Raw genomic sequence first — 21549 nt, forward strand, 5'->3', positions numbered from 1 at the left:
CGCCGCACACGCGCCCTGAACCCGCCCCCGCACGAGTCGTGGGCGCGCGGTCCCCTTCCAGCTCACCGCACCTCGATGAACGCCCCCGCATCCCGCTCCCCCCGGGCCGGAGGCTCTCCCGCCGGGTGCCCGACGGCCACGGCCCCCATCGGATCCCAGCCCTCCGGCAGCCCCAGCACCTCCCGGACGACATCCCGGCAGAACATCGTCGAGGACACCCACGCGGAGCCGAGCCGCTCCCCGGCCAGCGCCACCAGGAAGTTCTGCACCCCGGCCCCGGCGGCGACGACGAACATCTCCCGCTCGGCGCCGTCCCGCCGTGCGTCCCCGTAGGTGTGCGACCCGTCCATCACCAGACAGGGCACGACGAGGTACGGCGCGTTGCGCAGTACGTCCCCCCGCCGGACCCGCTTCGCGACGGACTCCTCGCTCTTGCCGTCCCGCCGCAGATCCGCGATCCAGGCGTCCCGCATCGCGTCGAGCAGCCGCACCCGCGACTCCTCGGACTCCAGCAGCACGAACCGCCACGGTGTCGTGTGGTGCGGTGCCGGCGCCGTGACGGCGGCGGCCACGGCACGCCGTACCGCACCTGGGTCGACCGGCTCGTCGGTGAACGCCCGCACGGTGCGCCGCTGGGTCACCGCCAGCCGTACGGCCTCGGAGGTCCCCATCCGGAACATGTCGTCCCGGGCGCCCCGCACCAGGGCCTTGGTGCCCTCGCCGCCGTCCTCGGCGACGACATGTGCGAGCCCTCGCACGACGGCCACCGGCAGCCCGGCGGCCTTGCCCTTCACCAGGTCACCGGCGGCGGCCAGCTCGTCGGCTGTGGCGACGACGGTCGCGCTCAGCGGATTGCCGTGCGTGTCCGTGCCGCCGCGCAGGTCGTCGAGGACCCGCACCCCGGCCGCGCCGACGGCGACGTCGGTGAGTCCGCTGCGCCAGGGCCGCCCGAAGGTGTCGGTGACCACGACCCCGACATCGACCCCGAGCGCGTCCCTGATGCCGTCCCGGACGGCCCGTGCGGAGGCGTCGGGGTCCTCGGGCAGCAGCAGTACGGTCCCGGAGGGGGTGTTGGAGGCGTCGACGCCGGCGGCGGCCATCACCAGGCCCTGCCGGTTCTCCACGATCCGCAGCGCACCGCGCCGGGCCACGACCCGCACGGTCTCGGCGTCGATCGCGGCCTCCCGGTCGGCCGCCTCGACCATCCGGCCCTCGGCCTTGGACACGATCTTCGAGGTGACGAGCAGCACGTCCCCGTCACGCAGCCCCGGCTCGGCCGCGGCGATCAGCTTGGCGAGGTCGTCCCCCCGCTGGACCTCGGGTATGCCGGCGACGGCCCACACCCGGTACCCGGCGGCCGAGGACGCCTCTCGCGCGGTCTCCTCGCTCACGCGCCCCGTACCTCCTCCGCGAGCGCCAGCGCCGCTCGGGCCATGGCCGCCGTGGCGTCCAGGTCGGTCATCATCAGGGGGACCGCCCGGCAGCGGATGCCCGCGGCCTCGACGCGCTCGACGGTGCCCGCGTCGACGGTGTCGACGAGCCAGCCGTCGAGCAGCCCGGAGCCGTAGTGCTCGGCGACTGCCGCGGCGGTGGACTCGACGCCGACGGCGGCGAGCACCTTGTCGGCCATGCCCCGCACGGGCGCGTCGCCGACGATGGGGGAGAGCCCGACGACCGGCACCCCGGCCTCGGCGATCGCCTCCCTGATGCCGGGCACGGCCAGGATGGTGCCGACGGACACGACGGGGTTGGACGGCGGGAAGAGGATCACGTCCGCCTCCGCGACGGCCTCCAGGACCCCGGGCGCGGGCTTCGCCTGCTCGGCGCCGACCGGCACGATCGCCTCGGCCGGCACGGAGGCCCGCAGCCGCACCCAGTACTCCTGGAAGTGGACGGCCTTGCGCTCGCCGTCGAGGTCGACGGCGACATGGGTCTCGACCCGGTCGTCGGTCATGGGGATGAGCCGCACACCCGGCTGCCACCGGTCGCACAGGGCCTCGGTGACCGCGCTCAGCGGGTATCCGGCGCCGATCATCTGCGTCCGCACGATGTGCGTGGCGAAGTCCCGGTCGCCCAGGCCGAACCACTCCGGTCCGACGCCGTACGCCGCGAGCTCCTCCTTCAGATGGAAGGTCTCGTCGGCCCGGCCCCAGCCCTGCTCCTCGTTGATGCCGCCGCCGAGCGTGTACATCACCGTGTCGAGGTCCGGGCAGACCTTCAGGCCGAAGAGGTGGATGTCGTCCCCGGTGTTGCCGATGACCGTGATGTCGGCCTCCGGCGCGGCCCGCTTCAGGCCGCGCAGGAACCGGGCACCACCGATGCCACCCGCCAGAACCACAATGCGCATGGGAGCCAGTCTCGCAGGCGGGTACGACAACGGGCCGCCCGGCCACCCGCGACGGCGAACGGTTCCGGCCGACGGCCACGGCGGCGCGGCACCGGCGGGAACGGTTCCGGCCGACGGTCGCCGCCGCCCGGCGTCAGGCCGTGACGGCCGCCGTCGCCGTGGCGCAGGCCTTGGTGTGCATCGGCATGTCCGTCAGGCCCGGGTAGTAGACGTGCAGGCTTATGGCCGGTTCCAGCGTGTCGTTGACGACCTCGTGCACATAGCCCGGCGCGAAGACCCGCTGCGCGCCGGCGCCCAGCGTCCGCGTCCCCCGGTCGGTGTGCTCGGTCAGCGTGCCGTCCAGCACGGTGAGCACACCCGACGACCCTCCGTGGTCGTGCAGTCCGCTGCCCTGACCCGGTACCCAGGACAGCAGCCACACCTCGTACCCGGGGCCGGTGCGCAGCCGGTGGTACCAGCGCGTCGTCGCGTCGTACTCGACGACGTGCTCCCACTGGGCGCGGTCCTCGGCGAGGGAGCGGGCCAGTCCGGCGAACTCGGCCACGGTGACCGGGTGTTGGCGCGGCGGCTGGAGGAGGTGCGGGACTTCGAGGATGTCGCCGGCGATCTGGAGGTCGCTGTCGCTGTTCATGGGGTGAGGTGGTCCTCGGCGGAGAGTGCGGGGGGTGGCCGGGTGTCGCGTGCCGTCCGCCCGGATCACGGGCGGGGCGGATGCCCGGGTGCGGGCGGAAGGGAGCAGCAGCCGAGCCTCGATGGGCTCAGTGGCAGCCGGAGCGCGTTGGGCTCAACAGCTGGGACAGCAACAGCTACAGCGAGCGCGGGCAGCACCGAGGGACCCGGCGGAGCGGGTCGGGGTGAGTGCCGAGTTCGCGAGCATGCCCACTAGGACAGCGGTTCACACCTCTGCTGTCAACTTCACGTCCGTTATGTGGATGCCGCTTCACCTCTTCCGGTGCATCACCCCGGTGAAAGGTTTGTGCACGGGGAGTCGGGGACACATGGCGCACAACCCGATACGGGTGAGTGCGAACGGACCGGAACGAGATCGAACTCCTGGACGTCTTCCCTCGTAAGAGAGGGAGACCGTACGGGACTTCCGCCCGCCGCCAAGCTGCTGTCAGGTTTATGCCGATTTGAACACTTTCCGCATAGCCTTGGTTCCGCAGAGTGAATAAGGGGCCCAATAGCAGATCTCGGCTTGACTCGCCCGTAGCAGCACACTTGTAATTTCACTCGTGTCGTTCAGCCGGAATCGGTAACGGCCGCACGACGGGGACGCGAAAGACGGACGAGGGGCGCACATGACCGAGCTCGTGCAGCAACTGCTGGTCGACGACGCGGACGAGGAACTCGGCTGGCAGGAGCGCGCACTGTGCGCCCAGACCGACCCCGAGTCCTTCTTTCCCGAGAAGGGCGGCTCGACCCGCGAGGCCAAGAAGGTCTGCCTCGCCTGCGAGGTCCGCTCCGAGTGCCTCGAATACGCCCTCGCCAACGACGAGCGCTTCGGCATCTGGGGCGGTCTGTCCGAGCGTGAACGCCGCCGCCTCAAGAAGGCCGCCGTCTGAGCGCGTCGCAGCCCTCGCCGCACGCGCCTCCGCACACCGCGCACCTCAGGAAGTCGGCAGCCCGACGCACGTCCCAGCGGAACCGGATGACGAACGGCCCGTCGCAGGTGGCTTGTCCACAGGCGGCGGGCCGCCGTGCTGCTCAGCCGTTAGTGTGGGCCCTCGTCCGAGACGTCCCGCTGTCCACGCCGGACACAGACGTCCACCGCAGTCCATCGAACCGGGGCCCGTACCTCGATGTCCGTGCACAGCCACACCGCAGCTCACGACGCTGCCACCCCTGAGTTCCCACGTCATGTGGTGACCGCGGTCCTCGTCGCGCACGACGGCGCCCGCTGGCTGCCCGACGCGCTCGCCGGACTGCTCGGCCAGGAGCGCCCCGTGCAGAGCGCCATGGCGGCCGACACCGGCAGCGCGGACGACTCCGCCCAGCTCCTCGCCGACGCCCTCGGCCCCGACCGTGTCCTGCACCTCGCCCGGCGCACCGGCTTCGGCCAGGCCGTCGAGGAGGCCAACCGCAGCGCGGGCGTGCTCACCCAGGACGACCTGGCGTACCTGCGCCGCCCCAGCGGCTGGGACCCGGTCACGCGCACCTGGCGCGACGACGCGTACGACCTGCCCGAGCTCCCGCACGGAGAGCCGGTGCAATGGCTGTGGCTGCTGCACGACGACTGCGCCCCCGAGCCCGACGCCCTCGCCCAGCTGCTGCGCGTCGTGGAGAACGAACGCGAGCTGGGCCGGGACGACGTCGCCGTCGTCGGCCCCAAGCTGCGCGGCTGGTACGACCGCCGTCAGCTCCTGGAGGTCGGCGTCACCATCGCGGCCTCCGGCCGCCGCTGGACCGGCCTCGACCGCCGCGAGCAGGACCAGGGCCAGCACGACCACGTCAAGCCCACCCTCGCCGTCTCCACCGCCGGCATGCTGATCCGCCGCGACGTCTTCGAGGAACTCGGCGGCTTCGACCGCCGGCTGCCCCTCATGCGCGACGACGTCGACCTGTGCTGGCGCGCCACCGCCGCCGGCCACCGCGTCCTCGTCGCCCCCGAAGCGGTCGTACGGCACGCCGAGGCGTCCTCACGCGAGCGCCGCACCGTCGACTGCGTGGGCCGCTCCGCCGCCTCCCCGCACATGGTCGACAAGGCCGGCGCGGTCTACACCCTGCTCGTCAACTCCCGTACCGCGCAACTGCCCTGGCTGCTGTTCCGCATCGTCCTCGGCACCCTGCTGCGGACCGTCGCCTACCTCGTCGGCAAGGTCCCCGGCCAGGCCGTCGACGAGATCCGCGGACTGCTGAGCGTGCTGCTGCGGCCCGAGCGGATCATCGCCGGACGCCGCAGAAGAGGCGGGGCGCAGGTCGACAAGGGTGAGCTGCGCGCGCTGTTCCCGCCGCCCGGCGCCACCGTCCGCGCCACCGTCGAGCAGGCGGCCGGCGATCTCTTCGGCCGCTCCGACACCGAGGCCCCCTCGGCCGGACGGCACGGCGGCGCCGTCGAGTCCGGGCCCGGCGACGACGACGCCGACTTCCTGGAGGTCGAGCAGTTCGCCCGGCTCAAACGTCTCGCGCGCAAGCCGGGCCCCCTGCTCTTCCTCCTGCTGCTGCTCGCCTCGCTCGTGGCCTGCCGCGCACTCCTCGGCGGCGGCGCGCTCGCGGGCGGCGCCCTGCTGCCCGCGCCCGCCGACTCCGGCGAACTGTGGGCGCGCTACCTGGACGCCTGGCACCCCATCGGCGCGGGCGGCGCCGAGGCCGCGCCGCCCTACCTGGCGATCGTGGCGATGCTCGCCTCGCTGCTGTTCGGCTCGACCGGGCTCGCGGTCACCGTGCTGCTCGTGGCCTCCGTGCCGCTGGCCGGCTGCACCGCGTACTTCGCCTCCCGGCCCCTCGTCGAGTCCCGGCTGCTGCGCGCCTGGGCGGCCGTCGTGTACGCCTTCCTGCCCGCCGTCACCGGCGCCCTCGCCGGGGGGCGCATCGGCACCGCCGTCCTCGCCATCCTGCTCCCCCTGATCGCCCGCGCGGGCGCCGCCGCGGCAGGGCTCACGAACAGCACGGGGGCGCGCGGAAGTTGGCGCGCCAGCTGGGCGTACGCGCTGCTGCTGACGATCACCACCGCGTTCACCCCGATCGTGTGGCCCATCGCGCTGCTCCTCGGCCTGGCCGTGCTCGTCGTGCGCCGCCGCGAGATCACCGCCTACGGCCCGCGCTTCCTCGCCCAGCTGGGTACCCCGCTGCTGATCCTGGCCCCCTGGTCGCTGACCCTGCTGCCGTTCGGCTTCTTCCAGGAGGCCGGTCTGGAGTACGGGGCGAGCGCGGCCTCCCCGACCGATCTGCTCGGCATCAGCCCCGGCGGACCCGGCACGGTCGGCGGCCTCACGCTCATCGGCGTCGTCCTCGCCGCGCTGGCCGCCCTGCTGCGCTCGGAACGCCGCACGGCGATCGGGACCGCCTGGACGGCCGCCCTGGTGGGCCTCGTCCTCGCCGTCCTGTCCAACAACTCCACCTGGGCGGGCCCCGCGACCCTGGTCTACGGCATCGCCCTGCTCGCCGCCGCCACCCTGGGCGCCGACGGGGCACGCGCGCGGGTGGCCGAGCAGAGCTTCGGCTGGCGTCAGCCGGTGGCCGCGCTGATCGCGCTCGCCGCCGCCGTCGGCCCGCTCCTCGCCGCCGCCGGCTGGATGATCGGCGGCGCCGACGGGCCCCTGGAGCGCCGCGACCCCGTCCAGGTCCCCGCGTTCGTCGCCGAGGAGAGCGGCACCCGGGACCAGGCCCGCACCCTCGTCCTCTACGGCGGCTCGACCGCCGAGGTCTCCTACACCCTGGTCCGCGGCTCCGGCGTCCGCCTCGGCGACGCCGAACTCACGGCCGCCGCCGGGGAGAACGAGCAGCTCGACAAGGTCGTCGCCAACCTCGTCGCCGGCTCCGGCGCCGACCAGGCCGACCAACTCGGCGGCTTCGCCGTGCGCTACGTCCTCGTCCGCAAGGGCGCCCCCCGCGAGATGAGCCGCGTCCTCGACGCCACACCCGGGCTGAGCCGGCTCAGCCAGCAGGACGGCGGCGCCCTGTGGCGCGTGGACCGCGAGGTCGCCCGTGTCACCGTCGAGGCGGGCTCCGGCGAGCCGAAGTCCGTCGCGGCCGGCCCCGTCGATGTGCACACCACCCTCCCGGCCGGCGGCTCGGGACGCGTGCTGCGTCTCTCCGACACCGCCGACGAGTCCTGGACCGCCACCCTCGACGGCAAGCCGCTCACCCCGACCACCGTCGACGGCTGGGCCCAGGGCTTCCGACTCCCCGCCGGGGGCGGCAGGCTGGACGTCACCTTCGACGAGCCCGTGAGCCACACCGGCCGGCTGTGGGCGCAGGGCTCGCTCGCCGTCGTCCTCGTGGTCCTGGCCCTGCCCGGCCGCCGCCGGGACGTCGACGACGACCTGCCCGACGAGCCGGTCGCCGTGCCCGCCCAGGACATCACCGGCGACGGCCGCCGTGCCCGCCGTCTGCGCGCGCAGGCGGAGGCCGAGGCCGACCAGTCCGCGGAGACCCCGCCCCTGCCCGCCGAGGAGGCCCCGGTGGCCGTCCCCGTCCCGCAGCAGCAGGCGTACGGCGAGTGGGACGCCCCGAGTTACGCGGGCGCCGAGTACGACCAGCAGTACCAGGCCGCCCAGCAGTACCAGGCCGCCCAGCAGTACCCGGCGGGTACCTACGACCAGCAGCACTACCAGGCTGACCCCTACCAGGGCGGCCAGTACGACCCGTACGCCTCCTACGGGGGCGACGCGCCCTCCTACGACCAGGCGTACACCCAGGGCTACGACGCGACGTACGACCCGTCGCACGGCACCGGCGCCGACCCCGAGCGCCCCGACGGGAGCCAGCAGTGAACCGCACGACCCTGTCCCTGATCGCCGGCACGACCGCCCTCGCCGCCGTCACCGGGTTCGCCGTACTCAGCGCGCCCGACGCCTCCGGCGGTGACACCACCGTGGAGGCGGCCGCGCAACTCCCCGTCGAGCGCACGAGTCTGCTCTGCCCCCAGCCGAGCGCCTCGGACATCGCCGAGACCGCGTACACGTCCTTCACCCCCGTCACCAAGGGCACGTCGGGCAAGGGCGGCGCCCAACTGTCCGCCGCCGGCCAGGAGTCGGCGGAGACCGACAAGAAGGGCAAGGCCGCCGAGCCCGTCCTGGAGCCCAAGGCGCCGGGCAAGCCCGTCACCGCAAGCACCGACGGCGGTGACCAGCCCGCGCTGATCGGCCTGGCCGAGGGGAGGTCCGCGCCCGGCTGGACCGTCCAGGAGACCACCGAGGTCGCCGCCGGAACCGGCCGGGGCCTGCTCGGCGTCAACTGCACCGCCCCGGACACACAGTTCTGGTTCCCGGGCGTCAGCACGGCCACCGGCCGCACGGACTACGCCCACCTCACCAACCCGGACGACGCCGCCGCCGTCGTCGACATCGAGCTGTACGGCAAGGACGGCGAGCTGAAGTCGACGGTGGGGGAGGGCATCACCGTCCGGCCCCGCTCCACCGAACCCGTGCTGCTGTCGACGCTCACCACGGAGAAGCAGGCCGACCTCACGGTCCACGTCAGCGTGCGCAGCGGTCGCGTGGCCGCCGCCGTTCAGGCCCTCGACGACAAGCAGGGCGGTGACTGGCTCGCCGCCGCGACCGACCCGGCCGGCAGTGCGGTCCTCCCGGGCATCCCGGAGGACGCCACATCCGTCCAGCTGATCGCCTTCACCCCCGGCGACAGCGACGCCGACCTGAAGCTCCGGCTCGCCTCGCCCTCCGGGACGATCACCCCGGCCGGCAACGAGACCCTGCACGTCAAGGCGGGTATGACCGCCACGGCCGACCTCGGAGCCATCACCCGCGGCGAGGCCGGATCACTCCTGCTGAGCCCCACAGACGAGTCGGTCCCGGTGGTGGCCGCCCTCCGCGTCGTACGAGGCAAGGGCGGCAACCAGGAGACGGCGTTCATCCCCGCCACCCGCCCCGTCGGCAATCGCGCCACGGTCGCCGACAACCGGGTCAAGGGCACGACCCTCGCCCTCACCTCCCCCACCCGCACCGCCAGGGTCAAGGTGACGGCGTCCGCGGGCAGTTCGGCCGGCGAGCCCGCGACCAAGACCTTCACCATCAAGGCGGGCACCACCCAGAACGTGGAGTTCCCGGCCCCGGCCGGCCTGAAGGGCACCTACGCCCTCACCGTGGAGCCCCTCACCGACACTCCCGTCTATGCCTCGCGCACCCTCGAAGCCAAGGTCGACACGGTCCCCGCCTTCACCATCCAGACCCTGCCCGACGACCGGGGAACGGTGGCGGTCCCCCAGGCCCGACAGGATGTGGCGGTACTGCAGGACTAAGGGTCGTCCCGTGATTCCCGGTGGATCTGCGCCGCGCGCCCGCCGGGAATCATGGGACAACCCTTGGGCAGCAGGGGTGCGGGGAGCCCGCGAGGAACCACGCACCACCCGCACCCGTCGAACACACGCTCCTCCGGGCCACCAGGCGACCGAGGCGGGTTCGCAGGGGCGGCAGCCCCCGGAGGGCGGGACGGCCAGGGGCGGCGGGGCGGACCATGGTGGGCGTCCCCCGGCGGATCAGTCCTCCCCGTACCGGGGATCCACGGTCTCCGGGTTCAGCCCCAACAACTCGGCGACCTGCTCCACGACCACCTCGTGCACCAGCGCCGCCCGCTCGTCCCGCCCCTTCGTCCGGATCTCCACCGGCCGCCGGTACACGACCACCCGCGCGGCCCGTCCCTCCCGCGCCGGCACGATCCCCCCGAGCGGCACCGCCTCGTCGTTCCACACCCCGTCGGCCGGCCCGTCCAGCCTCGGCACCTCGAGCACGAGGAAGTCGATGTCGGCCAGCTGCGGCCAGCGCCGCTCCAGCCGCTCCACGGAGTCCCGCACGAGGTCCGCGAAGACGTCCGCGCGACTCGCCGCGAGCGGTACCTGCGGCGGCGCGACGGGGCCGCGCATCCCCCTGCCGTGCCGATCTCGACGGCGGGGTCCGGGCGCGGAGGCGGCGGGCGGCGGTACGAGGTTGTCCATCACCTGCGAAGCGTAGTCCCGACGAGGTCCACGCGCCCGGCTCCACACCCCGGCCCGCACAACCGGCCAGACGCCGCTGACCTGGCACGTCCAACCGGCGCGCCGAACGGGGCTGGCCCGGAGGCCCGTCCGGCCTGTCACCGGATGACCATTCCAGCCAAGGTTGGGCTCGATTCCACTCTCTCCCGGACCGGATAACCCGCAGTAAATGGCCTGGTTTGTAGCGAAATTTGACCGACTTCGAGGGCGTCCGGCATCCCGGACGGCGGGTTACCCGCAGGTCAGCGAGGTGGGTTCGCGGAGGCATGTGGGGCGTCTCACAGTGCGACACGGGGGAGTGACCTGGTGGGGAGTCGTCGCGGCCCGCTCAAGAGTGCGGTACCGTCCAACATCGTGAGCCCTGTACGTCGCTGTTCGCGAACCGCTTGCGGCCGTCCCGCCGTCGCGACGCTGACGTACGTCTACGCCGACTCGACCGCGGTCCTCGGCCCGCTCGCCACCTACGCCGAACCCCACTGCTACGACCTGTGCGCCGAGCACTCCGAGCGCCTCACCGCCCCGCGCGGCTGGGAGGTCGTACGACTGCTGGACGCCTCGGCCCCCGCCCGCCCCAGCGGTGACGACCTGGAAGCACTCGCCAACGCCGTGCGCGAGGCGGCCCGCCCGCAGCAGCGCGCCGCCGAGGCCGGCGGCAGCGCCCGTACGGCCGACCCGATGGAGGTCGCCCGCCGGGGGCACCTCCGTGTCCTGCGCTCACCCGACAACTGACGTCCCTGCTCGGTGACGTCGCCATCCGGCGGCTCCGCGTACGCGTTGTCCGGCGCCGTGCGGGCGGGCGACCCGCGGGCGGACGGGCGGATCAGGACGGCGGGTCAGGACTGCGATTCCCCGAAGTCGTCCACATCCCCGGAGGTCACACCGCGGGCCGTAACACCGGGCGGGTAGTTTGGGGCGATCCGGTGAGGACTTCAGAAGGGTTTGGCCGTGGCTGCTGATCTGTCGACGATCGTGAAGGCGTACGACGTACGCGGTGTGGTCCCGGACCAGTGGGACGAGACCCTGGCCGAGCTCTTCGGAGCCGCCTTCGCCCAGGTCACCGACGCGGACGCCATCGTGATCGGCCACGACATGCGGCCCTCCTCGCCCGGCCTGTCCCGCGCCTTCGCGCGCGGCGCGGCGGCACGCGGTGTGGACGTCACCGAGATCGGCCTGTGCTCGACGGACCAGCTCTACTACGCGTCGGGCGCGCTGAACCTCCCCGGCGCGATGTTCACCGCCTCGCACAACCCCGCCCGGTACAACGGCATCAAGATGTGCCGCGCCGGCGCCGCCCCCGTCGGCCAGGACACGGGCCTCGGCGAGATCCGCGCCCTGGCCGAGGCCTGGAGCGAGTCCGGGGCGCCGGAGCCGGCCGCGACACCGGGAACGATCACGCAGCGCGACACGCTGGAGGACTACGCGGCCTACCTCCGCGGCCTCGTCGACCTCACCTCGATCCGCCCCCTGAAGGTCGTCGTCGACGCGGGCAACGGCATGGGCGGTCACACGGTCCCCACGGTCTTCGCCGGCCTGCCGCTCGACCTCGTACCCATGTACTTCGAACTGGACGGCACGTTCCCGAACCACGAGGCCAACCCCCTCGACCCGGCGAACATCGTCGACCTCCAGCAGCGCGTCCGAGAGGAGGGCGCCGACCTCGGCATCGCCTTCGACGGCGACGCCGACCGCTGCTTCGTGGTCGACGAGCGCGGCCACCCCGTCCCGCCCTCCGCGGTCACCGCCCTGGTCGCCGCCCGCGAACTCGCCAAGCGCGGCGGCAAGGGCACGATCATCCACAACCTGATCACCTCCTGGTCCGTCCCCGAGGTGGTCAAGGAGTGCGGCGGCACACCCGTGCGCACCCGCGTGGGCCACTCCTTCATCAAGGCGGAGATGGCCCGCAGCGGCGCGATCTTCGGCGGCGAGCACTCCGCCCACTACTACTTCGCCGACTTCTGGAACGCCGACACGGGCATGCTGGCCGCCCTCCACGTCCTCGCGGCTCTCGGCGGCCAGGACGGCCCCCTCTCCGACCTCGTCGCCCAGTACGACCGCTATGTGGGCTCCGGCGAGATCAACTCCACCGTCGCCGACCAGACCGCCCGCCTCGCCGCCGTCAGGGCCGCGTACGAGGGCCGGGAGGGCCTGACCCTGGACGAGCTCGACGGCCTCACCATCTCCGCCCCGGACTGGTGGTTCAACGTCCGCCCCTCCAACACCGAGCCCCTCCTGCGCCTGAACGCCGAGGCCCGCGACGAGCCGACGATGACCAAGCTCCGCGACGAGGTCCTGGCGATCATCAGAGGGTGAGCCGGCCGCACCCGGCCGCCGGGCGCCCGATCGGAGAGGCCCGGCGGTGCCGGGCCCCCGAGGAGGGCAGGTCCGGCCCCAAGTGACCCCCGCCCTGCCGCTCAACCCCGGCGCGGACCCCCGCCCGGCGGTACTCTGACCAGGCCGCACCGCACGACCCCGCACAACAGAACCCCGCCCCCGAAGGGACCCTGACATGCCGCTCGAAGCCGGCCTCCTGGAGATCCTCGCCTGCCCGGCGTGCCATGCCCCCCTCACCGAGGAGGACACCGAGCTGACCTGCACCGGTCAGGACTGCGGCCTCGCCTACCCCATCCGCGACGGCATCCCCGTCCTCCTCGTCGACGAGGCCCGCCGCCCGGAGTGACGGGCGCCCGAGTCCGGCTCGGGGCACCCCGCGAGGCGTAATCCCGCCCGGGTAGGGAAACCCGGCGAAGAGGCGAAAAAGGGCACCCGGCGAATCGGAGGCTGCCGCCCATGCTCGACGAATCGCTGCTAGACACCCCCGACGCCCTGTCGGAGGCCGACCGGGGCGGTCTGCTCCGCGGCGCCGCCGAGGCCGGAGCCCGGGTCCGCACGGCCCTCCGCCTCGGCACCGAGGCCGGCATCGCCGACCTCAAACCCGACGGCCGCCCCCGCGCCCTGATGATCGCGGGCCCCGGCATGGCTTCCGCGGGCGTCGCCGACCTGCTCGGCGCCCTGGCCGGCTCCAGCTGCCCGATCACCCGTATCCACCCCACCGGCGTGGCCCCCGCCGGGGGCGCCCTCCGCTGGGAGCTCCCCGGCTGGGCCGGCTCGGTCGACCTCCTCCTGATCGCCACCGCCGACGGCGCCGAACCCGGCCTGACGCTCCTGGTCGACCAGGCCTACCGCCGCGGCTGCACGGTCGTGGCCGTAGCACCGCCCCGTACGCCCGTCGCCGACGCGATGGCAGGCGCCCACGGCCTCTTCGTACCGATGGCGACCGCCCCGTACGAGCTGGAAGTACCCCTCGGCGCCGCCGCCCCCGGCATCCTGTGGGCCCTGCTCACCCCGATGCTCGCGCTCCTCGACCGCACGGGCCTCGTCGCCGCCGCACCGGACGACCTGGCGAAGGTCGCCGACCGCCTCGACCACGTCGCCGAACGCTGCGGCCCCGCCATCGCCACCTACAGCAATCCCGCCAAGACACTCGCCGCGGAGTTCGCCGACGCGCTCCCGCTGATCTGGACCGAGGGCCAGGCCGCGGGCCCCGTGGGCCGCCGCTTCGCCTCCGCGCTCGCCGAACTCGCGGGCCGCCCCGCCCTCGCCGCCCAACTCCCCGAGGCCCTCGCCTCGCACGCGGTGGTGCTCTCCGGCCCCCTGGCCGCGAGCGCCGACCCCGAAGCCTTCTTCCGCGACCGCGTCGAAGAGCCACCCGCCCTCCACGCACGCGTACTCCTCCTCCGCGACCGGCCGACCGGCGGTCTGACCGCGGCTCAGGCCGCCCGCGAACTCGCCCTCAGCCACGAGACCGCCATCAGCGAGCTGGAACCCGAGGAAGGCAGCGACCTGGAAACCCTCGCGGAGATGATCGCCATCACGGATTTCGCCGCCGTTTACCTGTCGCTCGCCTCGGGAGCCTGATCCTTACCCGGACCTCCCGGCACACCCCCGAACGGCGTACGGAGAAGAACAGACCATGGACCGCCTCGACAACACCGTCCGCCCCTACGCCTGGGGCTCGACCACCGCCATCCCGCACCTCCTCGGCGTGGCCCCCACCGGCGAACCGCAGGCGGAGATGTGGATGGGCGCCCACCCCGGCGCCCCCTCGCGCACCGCGCGCGGGCCTCTCACCGAGGTGATCGACGAGGCACCGGAACGCGAACTGGGAGCGCGCACGGTCGCCAGGTTCGGCCCCCGCCTGCCGTTCCTGCTGAAGATCCTCGCCGCCGGCGCCCCCCTCTCCCTCCAGGTCCACCCCGATCGCGAACAGGCCAGGGAGGGATACGAGGACGAGGAGCGCCGCGGCATCCCGATCGACGCGGGCCACCGCAACTACAAGGACGCCAACCACAAGCCCGAACTGATCTGCGCCCTCACCGAGTTCGACGGCCTGTGCGGCTTCCGCGACCCGCTGCGCGCCGCCGACCTGCTCGCCGCCCTCGACGTCGACTCCCTCAAGCCGTACGTCGACCTCCTGCACGCCCACCCCGAAGAGGCCGCGCTGCGCGAGGTGCTGACCGCCGTCCTGGGCGCCGAACCCGAGGCGATGGCCGAGACGGTCACCGACGCCGCGGCCGCCTGCGCCCGACTCGGCGGCGACCACGCCCCGTACGCCGACATCGCCCACCACTACCCGGGCGACCCCGGCGTCATCGCCGCCATGCTGCTCAACCACGTACGCCTGCAGCCCGGCGAGGCCCTCTTCCTCGGCGCCGGCATCCCGCACGCCTACCTCGACGGCCTCGGCGTCGAGATCATGGCCAACTCCGACAACGTCCTGCGCTGCGGCCTCACCCCCAAGCACGTCGACGTCCCCGAACTCCTGCGCGTCGTCCGCTTCGAGGCGACCGACCCCGCCGTCCTGCGCCCCGAGGCGGCCCCCGACGGCGAGGAGGTCTACGAGACTCCCATCGACGAGTTCCGGCTCTCCCGCTACGTCCTCCCCGAGGCCACCGCCCCGCACGACCTGACCCTGCCCACCCCGCAGATCCTCCTCTGCACGGCCGGTTCGGTCCGCGCGGGCGAACACACCCTCGCCCCCGGCCAGTCCGTGTTCGTACCGGCCGACGACAAGGCCGAGGTGTCCGGACCGGGCACCCTGTTCCGCGCGACCGTGGTCGCCTGAACCGTGTGAACCCCGCCCGATCCACGGCCCGACGCACCGACGCCCGGCCGGGCTGCAACAATGCCCCCTGCAAAAGGCGGGCAAAGCCCGGCCGGTGACGGACGGAAGCGTGGGTACCCATCCCCACGCACAGACACATGCGTAGGCGAAGGGACACCCCGGACAGATGAGCGCGTCAGGCGGCACCAAGGCGATCGTGGCGGCACTCGCCGCCAATCTCGCCATCGCGGCAGCGAAGTTCGTGGCCTTCCTCTTCAGCCACTCGTCCTCGATGCTCGCCGAGTCCGTGCACTCCCTCGCCGACTCCGGCAACCAGGCCCTGCTGCTCCTCGGCGGCAAGAAGGCCAAGCGCGAGGCAACCCCGCAGCACCCCTTCGGCTACGGCCGCGAGCGCTACATCTACGCCTTCCTCGTCTCCATCGTCCTCTTCTCCGTCGGCGGCATGTTCGCCCTCTACGAGGGCTACGAGAAGATCAAGCACCCGCACGAGATCGAGGCCTGGTACTGGCCGGTCGGCGTCCTGGTCTTCGCGATCATCGCCGAGTCGTTCTCCTTCCGGACCGCCATCAAGGAGTCCAACGTCCTGCGCGGCAGGAAGTCCTGGAAGGAATTCGTCCGCCACGCCAAGGCCCCCGAACTGCCCGTCGTCCTCCTGGAGGACCTCGGCGCGCTCGTCGGTCTGATCCTCGCCCTCGGCGGCGTCGGGCTCGCCCTGATCACCGGCGACGGCGTCTGGGACGGCATCGGCACCCTCTGCATCGGCGTCCTGCTCATCCTGATCGCGATCATTCTCGCCGCCGAGACCAAGTCGCTCCTCCTCGGTGAATCCGCCGGCGTCGAAGAGGTCGAGAAGATCGCGGCGGCCGTCGTCGACGGCGACACCGTCACCCGCGTCATCCACATGCGCACCCTCCACCTCGGCCCCGAGGAACTCCTCGTCGCCGCCAAGATCGCCGTCCGCCACGACGACACGGCCGCCGAGGTCGCCCACGCGATCAACGCCGCCGAGGCCCGCATCCGCGAAGCCGTCCCGATCGCCCGCGTCATCTACCTCGAGCCCGACATCTACAGCGAGGCCGAAGCAGCCAAGGGTCCCGACCCCGACGCCACCCCCGGCGGCCCCACCCCTGCCGCCGAGCACTGACCCCCACACCTCCTCGGTACCGGGCCCGCCGCATCACACGGCGGGCCCTTTCCGGTCCCGCTCAGGGCAGGGCCGCAGGACGGACACCCCTGGCCACAGGCCCGCGGATTCCCGGTCGGCTCCCGGTCGGCTCACACAACGGCTTGATCCGTTCCCAGACGGACTGGGGCTGCACGGGTCGACCGGTGTAGCTTGGGACGGAGCCAGACGTCGCTGCTGATGGCGGTCGGGCGGTCCCAGCGAGGACCGACCGAGGGAGAGAGGGCCTCCGACGGACTGCGCTGCGCGCACGCGGGCATGCCTGTGTCCTCTTCGGGCACCCCTGTGTCCGCCGCCGCGCAGACCAGCCGTACCCACCCTCGACCCGACACCGAGGAGCAGCTCTTCATGACCACTGTCGACAAGCGACAGGACTTCAAGGTCGCCGACCTCTCCCTGGCCGAGTTCGGCCGCAAGGAGATCACCCTCGCCGAGCACGAGATGCCCGGCCTGATGGCGATCCGCAAGGAGTACGCAGCGGCCCAGCCCCTCGCCGGCGCCCGCGTCACCGGCTCCCTCCACATGACCGTGCAGACGGCCGTCCTCATCGAGACCCTGGTCGCCCTCGGCGCGCAGGTCCGCTGGGCCTCCTGCAACATCTTCTCCACCCAGGACCACGCCGCCGCGGCCATCGCCGTCGGCCCGAACGGCACCGTGGACGACCCGCAGGGCGTCCCGGTCTTCGCCTGGAAGGGCGAGACGCTGGAGGAGTACTGGTGGTGCACCGAGCAGGCGCTGACCTGGCCGGACAGCCCCACCGGCGGCCCCAACATGATCCTCGACGACGGTGGTGACGCCACCCTCCTCGTCCACAAGGGCGTCGAGTACGAGAAGGCCGGCGAGGTCCCCTCCGTCGACACCGCCGAGAACGACGAGCACCGGGTCATCCTCGAGCTCCTCAACCGCACCATCACCGAGGGCTCCCAGAAGTGGACCCAGCTCGCCTCGGAGATCCGCGGCGTCACCGAGGAGACCACCACCGGCGTCCACCGCCTGTACGAGATGCAGCGCGACGGCGTCCTGCTCTTCCCGGCGATCAACGTGAACGACGCCGTCACCAAGTCGAAGTTCGACAACAAGTACGGCTGCCGCCACTCCCTGATCGACGGCATCAACCGCGCCACCGACGTCCTCATCGGCGGCAAGACCGCCGTCGTCTGCGGCTACGGCGACGTGGGCAAGGGCTGCGCGGAGTCCCTGCGCGGACAGGGCGCCCGGGTCATCGTCACCGAGATCGACCCGATCTGCGCGCTCCAGGCCGCCATGGACGGCTACCAGGTCACGACCCTCGACGAGGTCGTCGACAAGGCCGACATCTTCATCACCACGACCGGCAACAAGGACATCATCATGGCCAGTGACATGGCCAAGATGAAGCACCAGGCCATCGTCGGCAACATCGGTCACTTCGACAACGAGATCGACATGGCCGGCCTCGCGAAGGTCCCCGGCATCGTCAAGGACGAAATCAAGCCGCAGGTCCACACCTGGACCTTCCCCGACGGCAAGGTGATCATCATCCTGTCCGAGGGCCGTCTGCTGAACCTGGGCAACGCCACCGGCCACCCGTCGTTCGTGATGTCCAACTCGTTCGCGGACCAGACCCTGGCCCAGATCGAGCTGTTCACCAAGCCCGACGCGTACCCGATCGGTGTCTACACGCTGCCCAAGCACCTCGACGAGAAGGTCGCCCGCCTTCACCTCGACGCGCTCGGCGTGAAGCTCACGACGCTCCGCCCGGAGCAGGCCGCGTACATCGGCGTAGAGGTCGAGGGTCCGTACAAGTCGGACCACTACCGCTACTGATCACGCACACGCGCTGACGCACTCCCGCGGCAGCTCACAGGCAGGCCCCCGCACCCCCGTGCCGGGGGCCTGCCCGTTCGGTCCGCGGCCACGTCGGGCCGGATCAGCCCGTCAAGACCCAGGACGCCCATGCCCCGCGGCCGGTATTCGCTGCACGACCCGCACGACCACACCCTCCTCGCCGAAGAGCACTTCCACTGCGCGCCGGGTCCCTCCGGCTGGCGCTACGTGTCCCAACTGACCACCCCGTCCGGCGACCACGCCGGCTCCGTCGATCTCGCCCTCGACGAACTCGGCCGCCCCATCCGCCTCGAACTCCACGCCGCGAGCTGGCAGGTCCGCGGCGCCGCCCTCGACGGCGTCACCTGGGTACGCACCGACCCCACCGGTACGCACGCCACGGAAGGCAACGTCCGCGCCCATGCCTTCACCGGCACCTCCCCGGCGTTCCTCGTCGCCACCGCCCGTCTGCTGCGCCTCACCCCTTCCGAGCCCGCCACCCGCGTACGTCTCGTCGCCTTCACCGACCCGGTCCTCGCCCCGCGCACCGTGGACCAGTCCTGGGCCTTGGTCGCAAGAGAAGCACACGGCACTGACAACGACCCCCTGACCGTGGACGAATACCAGGTCACAGCCCTGGACACGGGGGAGCGGCACACCGTTCACATCGCCGGCGACGTGGTCCTCGCGGCCCCCGGGCTCGAGCTGGAACACCTGGAGTCACCGCCGACGACGTTCGACTGACGGAGACCGGCACGGGACAGCCGCCCCTAGGCCGCCGCCAACCATTTAGGTGCGCACCTACGCCGGTGGCGCGAACCCGGTGCTCGGCCGCTCGGCGGGCGGCTGCCGCGTCTCCTCGACGGGAGTGGAAGCCCCGGGCGGAGCGGGTGTGGCAGGGGCAGGAGCGGTTGGAGGGGCGGGAGCAGGGGCGGGCGTCGGCGCACCGGGAGCAGCAGCTCCGCCGGCAGGCGCGAAGCCCCCGGCGGGCGGCACATACCCGGGCCCCGCAGGCCCGCCCCACCCTGCCCCGGGGGCCTGCCCGCCCGGTAGCCCGCCGGCGCCCACGGCACCGCCGAACGCGCGGCGCGCCTCCCGAGTCTGTCGCTCATGCACCACGGCCGCGAGGTAGGCGCCCGGCGGCACCCCGTACGGCGCGGGTGTCCCCGTACGCGCCGCGAGATCCGAGGCGAGACGTTCCGCCATCGCCGCACCGACGTGCGGGTCCAGCTGTCCCATACGCGTCAGGTACTGGCGGATGGCCAGCCACAGCGCATCCGGAACGGAGGACAGGTCGAGCCCGGAGAACTGCCCGGCCAGCCAGGGCGGCGGCGGAGGCATGAACGACGACTTCCCCGCCGGCACCCGTTCCCGCACCACCAGCGTTCCCGCGAACACATCCCCCAGCCGTCGCCCGCGCGCGGACACCAGCGAAGCGATACACGCGATGACCCCGAAGGTCATCAGGATCTCGACGACCCCGACGGCACCGCGCACCAGGGCATGCCGGAACCGGATCGGCCCACCGTCGTCCCGCACCACCCGCAGCCCGAAGGCCAGCTTCCCCAGCGAACGCCCATGGCTCAGCGTCTCCACCGCGATCGGCCCACCGACCAGGAGGAGCAGAAAGCTCGCAATGGCCGTCGCCATCTGCGCGGCCTCGTCGAGACCGGCCGTCGCAAGGGCCAGGAGCAGGGTCACCAGGAGGTAGACGACCATCGCCACGACCAGGTCGAGCAGCACGGACAGCGCCCGGCTCGGCAGCTTCGCGGGACGCAGCTCCAGCGCCACCGCCTCACCCGTCACTAGCTCACTCACACCCGTAGTCCTTCCGGTTCCATCCCCTGACCTGCCCCGAGACCGGCCAGTCTGCCAAGCTGAAGGCACATCGCGCCGCAGTACGACCTGTACGACAAGCTGACACGCCGTACGAGAGGGACGAGGAGCAGCAAACCCGATGGACCTCGATGTCTTCGTGTCCGCCCATCGCGCCGAGTGGGACCGTCTCGACGCCCTGCTCCGGCGCCGGCATCGCCTCAACGGTGCCGAGGTCGACGAACTCGTCGCCCTCTACCAGCGCACGGCGACCCACCTGTCACTGATCCAGTCCAGTGCCCCGGACCCCCAGCTCACTGGCCGTCTCAGTCGGCTCGTGGCACGCGCGCGCAGCGCGGTCACAGGGGCCCGCCGTTCCTCATGGCGCGACGTGACCCGTTTCCTGACCCACGGCTTTCCCGCGGCGGTCTACCGCGCACGCCACTGGTGGGTCCCCACCGCGCTCCTGTCGACCCTCGTCGCGGCCCTCCTGGGCTGGTGGATCGGGACGCATCCCGAAGTCCAGGCGTCGATCGCGGCCCCCGACGCCCTTCGCGAGATGACCCGCCCCGGAGGTCAGTACGAGACGTACTACTCCAGCCATCCCGCGGCCTCCTTCGCCGCCCAGGTGTGGACGAACAACGCCCAGGCCGCCGCGATGTGCCTGGTCCTCGGCATCTTCCTGCTACCGGTCCTCTGGATCCTTCTCCTGAACATGCTCAACCTGGGCGTGGGTATCGGCCTGATGTCCTCGGCGGGCAGACTCGACGTCTTCCTGGGTCTGGTCCTTCCGCACGGCCTGCTGGAACTGACCGCGGTCTTCGTCGCGGCGGGCACGGGCCTGCGCCTCGGCTGGACCCTCATCGACCCGGGCCCCCGTCCCCGCCGTTCGGCCCTGGCCGAGGAAGGGCGAGCCGCTGTGGGGATGGCGCTGGGCCTGGCGCTGGTCCTGTTCATCTCCGGCGCCATCGAAGGGTTCGTCACTCCGTCCGGTCTCCCGACCTGGGGCCGGATCAGCATCGGTGTCCTCGCCGAACTCGCCTTCCTCGCCTACGTCTACGTCCTGGGCGGACGCGCCGCGCGGGCCGGCGAGACGGGCGACGTCGAGGAGCACGAACGCAGCGCCACGGTGCCCACGGCAGCCTGATGTGCATCCACCCCCGTCGGGCTGTTAGTCTCGACCTCGTTCCCGCGAGAGCCGTTGACACGGCGTTCGTGGGGAGGTAGATTCGAACAGTTGCCTAGAGGTGGACATGCCCCGGGTGACAGTGAGTAACTACCGGTTCCTTGTGGACGAGATTCACGAGTGAGCCCGCCCCGATGATTCAGAGAGAGCGGCCGGCAAGGCCGGTCAAAAACTTCTGATAAAGTCGGACTCGCCGAAAGGGAGCCGCAAGGCAAACAAATAGGCAAAAGCCCTCCAGCGGCTACCGGAAATGAATTCCGACCGGAAACGGAACGGAAAACGGATCTGGTAAGGTTGGAAACGCAAGACCGAAGGGAAGCGCCCGGAGGAAAGCCCGAGAAACGCTCGGGTGAGTACAAAGGAAGCGTCCGTTCCTTGAGAACTCAACAGCGTGCCAAAAATCAACGCCAGATATGTTGATACCCCGTCTACCGGATCT

General features: G+C 72.3%; 18 protein-coding genes. 12 read left to right on the forward strand and 6 right to left on the reverse strand.

Annotation, left to right across the window (positions count from 1 at the left end; genetic code table 11):
- Positions 1-62: 62 nt before the first annotated feature.
- The 3 genes from AC067N_RS37590 to AC067N_RS37600 all read right to left on the reverse strand — a co-directional run bounded on the left by AC067N_RS37590 (position 63) and on the right by AC067N_RS37600 (position 2978).
- Positions 63-1391 (reverse strand): coenzyme F420-0:L-glutamate ligase, encoded by a 1329-nt coding sequence (locus AC067N_RS37590; protein ID WP_478683444.1) that lies wholly within the window; start codon positions 1389-1391, stop codon positions 63-65.
- On the reverse strand, positions 1388-2347 hold the full coding sequence (gene cofD / locus AC067N_RS37595) for a 2-phospho-L-lactate transferase (RefSeq protein WP_478683445.1): 960 nt from the start codon (positions 2345-2347) through the stop codon (positions 1388-1390). Before cofD ends, AC067N_RS37590 begins: the two co-directional genes overlap by 4 nt.
- 133 nt (positions 2348-2480) lie before the next feature.
- Positions 2481-2978 carry a cysteine dioxygenase gene (locus AC067N_RS37600; RefSeq protein WP_478683446.1) on the reverse strand — a complete coding sequence of 166 codons (498 nt, stop codon included), beginning with the start codon at positions 2976-2978 and terminating at the stop codon, positions 2481-2483.
- A gap of 670 nt (positions 2979-3648) precedes the next feature.
- On the opposite strand from AC067N_RS37600, the gene AC067N_RS37605 reads away from it, so the two are divergent.
- The 3 genes from AC067N_RS37605 (at position 3649) to AC067N_RS37615 (ending at position 9266) form a co-directional block, all read left to right on the forward strand.
- Positions 3649-3912 (forward strand): WhiB family transcriptional regulator, encoded by a 264-nt coding sequence (locus tag AC067N_RS37605; RefSeq protein WP_003975777.1) that lies wholly within the window; start codon positions 3649-3651, stop codon positions 3910-3912.
- A gap of 237 nt (positions 3913-4149) precedes the next feature.
- Complete coding sequence (locus AC067N_RS37610) at positions 4150-7782, forward strand: glycosyltransferase family 2 protein (protein WP_478683447.1); 3633 nt, start codon at positions 4150-4152, stop codon at positions 7780-7782.
- Positions 7779-9266 carry a DUF5719 family protein gene (locus tag AC067N_RS37615; RefSeq protein ID WP_478683448.1) on the forward strand — a complete coding sequence of 496 codons (1488 nt, stop codon included), beginning with the start codon at positions 7779-7781 and terminating at the stop codon, positions 9264-9266. The genes AC067N_RS37610 and AC067N_RS37615 overlap by 4 nt, the downstream gene beginning before the upstream one ends.
- Before the next feature lie 237 nt (positions 9267-9503).
- Here the strand turns inward: AC067N_RS37615 and AC067N_RS37620 are convergent, their stop codons facing one another.
- The gene (locus AC067N_RS37620) at positions 9504-9959 is read right to left on the reverse strand and encodes a metallopeptidase family protein (protein WP_478683461.1); all 456 of its coding nucleotides are present in this window, start codon (positions 9957-9959) and stop codon (positions 9504-9506) included.
- Positions 9960-10304: 345 nt separating this feature from the next.
- On the opposite strand from AC067N_RS37620, the gene AC067N_RS37625 reads away from it, so the two are divergent.
- The 8 genes from AC067N_RS37625 (at position 10305) to AC067N_RS37660 (ending at position 18853) form a co-directional block, all read left to right on the forward strand.
- Positions 10305-10727 carry a DUF3499 domain-containing protein gene (locus AC067N_RS37625; RefSeq protein ID WP_478683449.1) on the forward strand — a complete coding sequence of 141 codons (423 nt, stop codon included), beginning with the start codon at positions 10305-10307 and terminating at the stop codon, positions 10725-10727.
- 216 nt (positions 10728-10943) lie between these two features.
- Positions 10944-12308: a phosphomannomutase/phosphoglucomutase gene (locus tag AC067N_RS37630; protein ID WP_478683450.1), complete on the forward strand. Its 1365-nt coding sequence runs from the start codon at positions 10944-10946 to the stop codon at positions 12306-12308.
- Positions 12309-12504: 196 nt separating this feature from the next.
- Positions 12505-12675 (forward strand): Trm112 family protein, encoded by a 171-nt coding sequence (locus tag AC067N_RS37635; RefSeq protein WP_478683451.1) that lies wholly within the window; start codon positions 12505-12507, stop codon positions 12673-12675.
- Positions 12676-12785: 110 nt separating this feature from the next.
- The gene (locus AC067N_RS37640; RefSeq protein WP_478683452.1) at positions 12786-13913 is read left to right on the forward strand and encodes an SIS domain-containing protein; all 1128 of its coding nucleotides are present in this window, start codon (positions 12786-12788) and stop codon (positions 13911-13913) included.
- A gap of 55 nt (positions 13914-13968) precedes the next feature.
- Positions 13969-15120, forward strand: coding sequence for a mannose-6-phosphate isomerase, class I (manA, locus tag AC067N_RS37645; RefSeq protein WP_478683453.1), 1152 nt, complete (start codon positions 13969-13971; stop codon positions 15118-15120).
- Between the two features lie 166 nt (positions 15121-15286).
- Positions 15287-16264 (forward strand): cation diffusion facilitator family transporter, encoded by a 978-nt coding sequence (locus AC067N_RS37650; protein WP_478683454.1) that lies wholly within the window; start codon positions 15287-15289, stop codon positions 16262-16264.
- 387 nt (positions 16265-16651) lie between these two features.
- Positions 16652-18109: an adenosylhomocysteinase gene (gene ahcY / locus AC067N_RS37655; RefSeq protein WP_478683455.1), complete on the forward strand. Its 1458-nt coding sequence runs from the start codon at positions 16652-16654 to the stop codon at positions 18107-18109.
- Between the two features lie 129 nt (positions 18110-18238).
- Complete coding sequence (locus AC067N_RS37660; protein WP_478683456.1) at positions 18239-18853, forward strand: hypothetical protein; 615 nt, start codon at positions 18239-18241, stop codon at positions 18851-18853.
- 57 nt (positions 18854-18910) lie between these two features.
- Here AC067N_RS37660 and AC067N_RS37665 read toward each other — a convergent pair whose 3' ends face one another.
- The gene (locus AC067N_RS37665) at positions 18911-19927 is read right to left on the reverse strand and encodes an RDD family protein (RefSeq protein ID WP_478683457.1); all 1017 of its coding nucleotides are present in this window, start codon (positions 19925-19927) and stop codon (positions 18911-18913) included.
- Positions 19928-20066: 139 nt separating this feature from the next.
- Here AC067N_RS37665 and AC067N_RS37670 point away from each other — a divergent pair, with 139 nt between their 5' ends.
- Entirely contained in the window at positions 20067-21071 is a 1005-nt protein-coding gene (locus tag AC067N_RS37670) for a stage II sporulation protein M (RefSeq protein ID WP_478683458.1), read from the forward strand.
- Between the two features lie 204 nt (positions 21072-21275).
- Here AC067N_RS37670 and AC067N_RS37675 read toward each other — a convergent pair.
- The coding region (locus AC067N_RS37675) for a hypothetical protein (protein WP_478683459.1) at positions 21276-21549 on the reverse strand (274 nt) is incomplete at its 5' end.

The sequence above is a fragment of the Streptomyces sp. NPDC042364 genome (assembly GCF_056437585.1).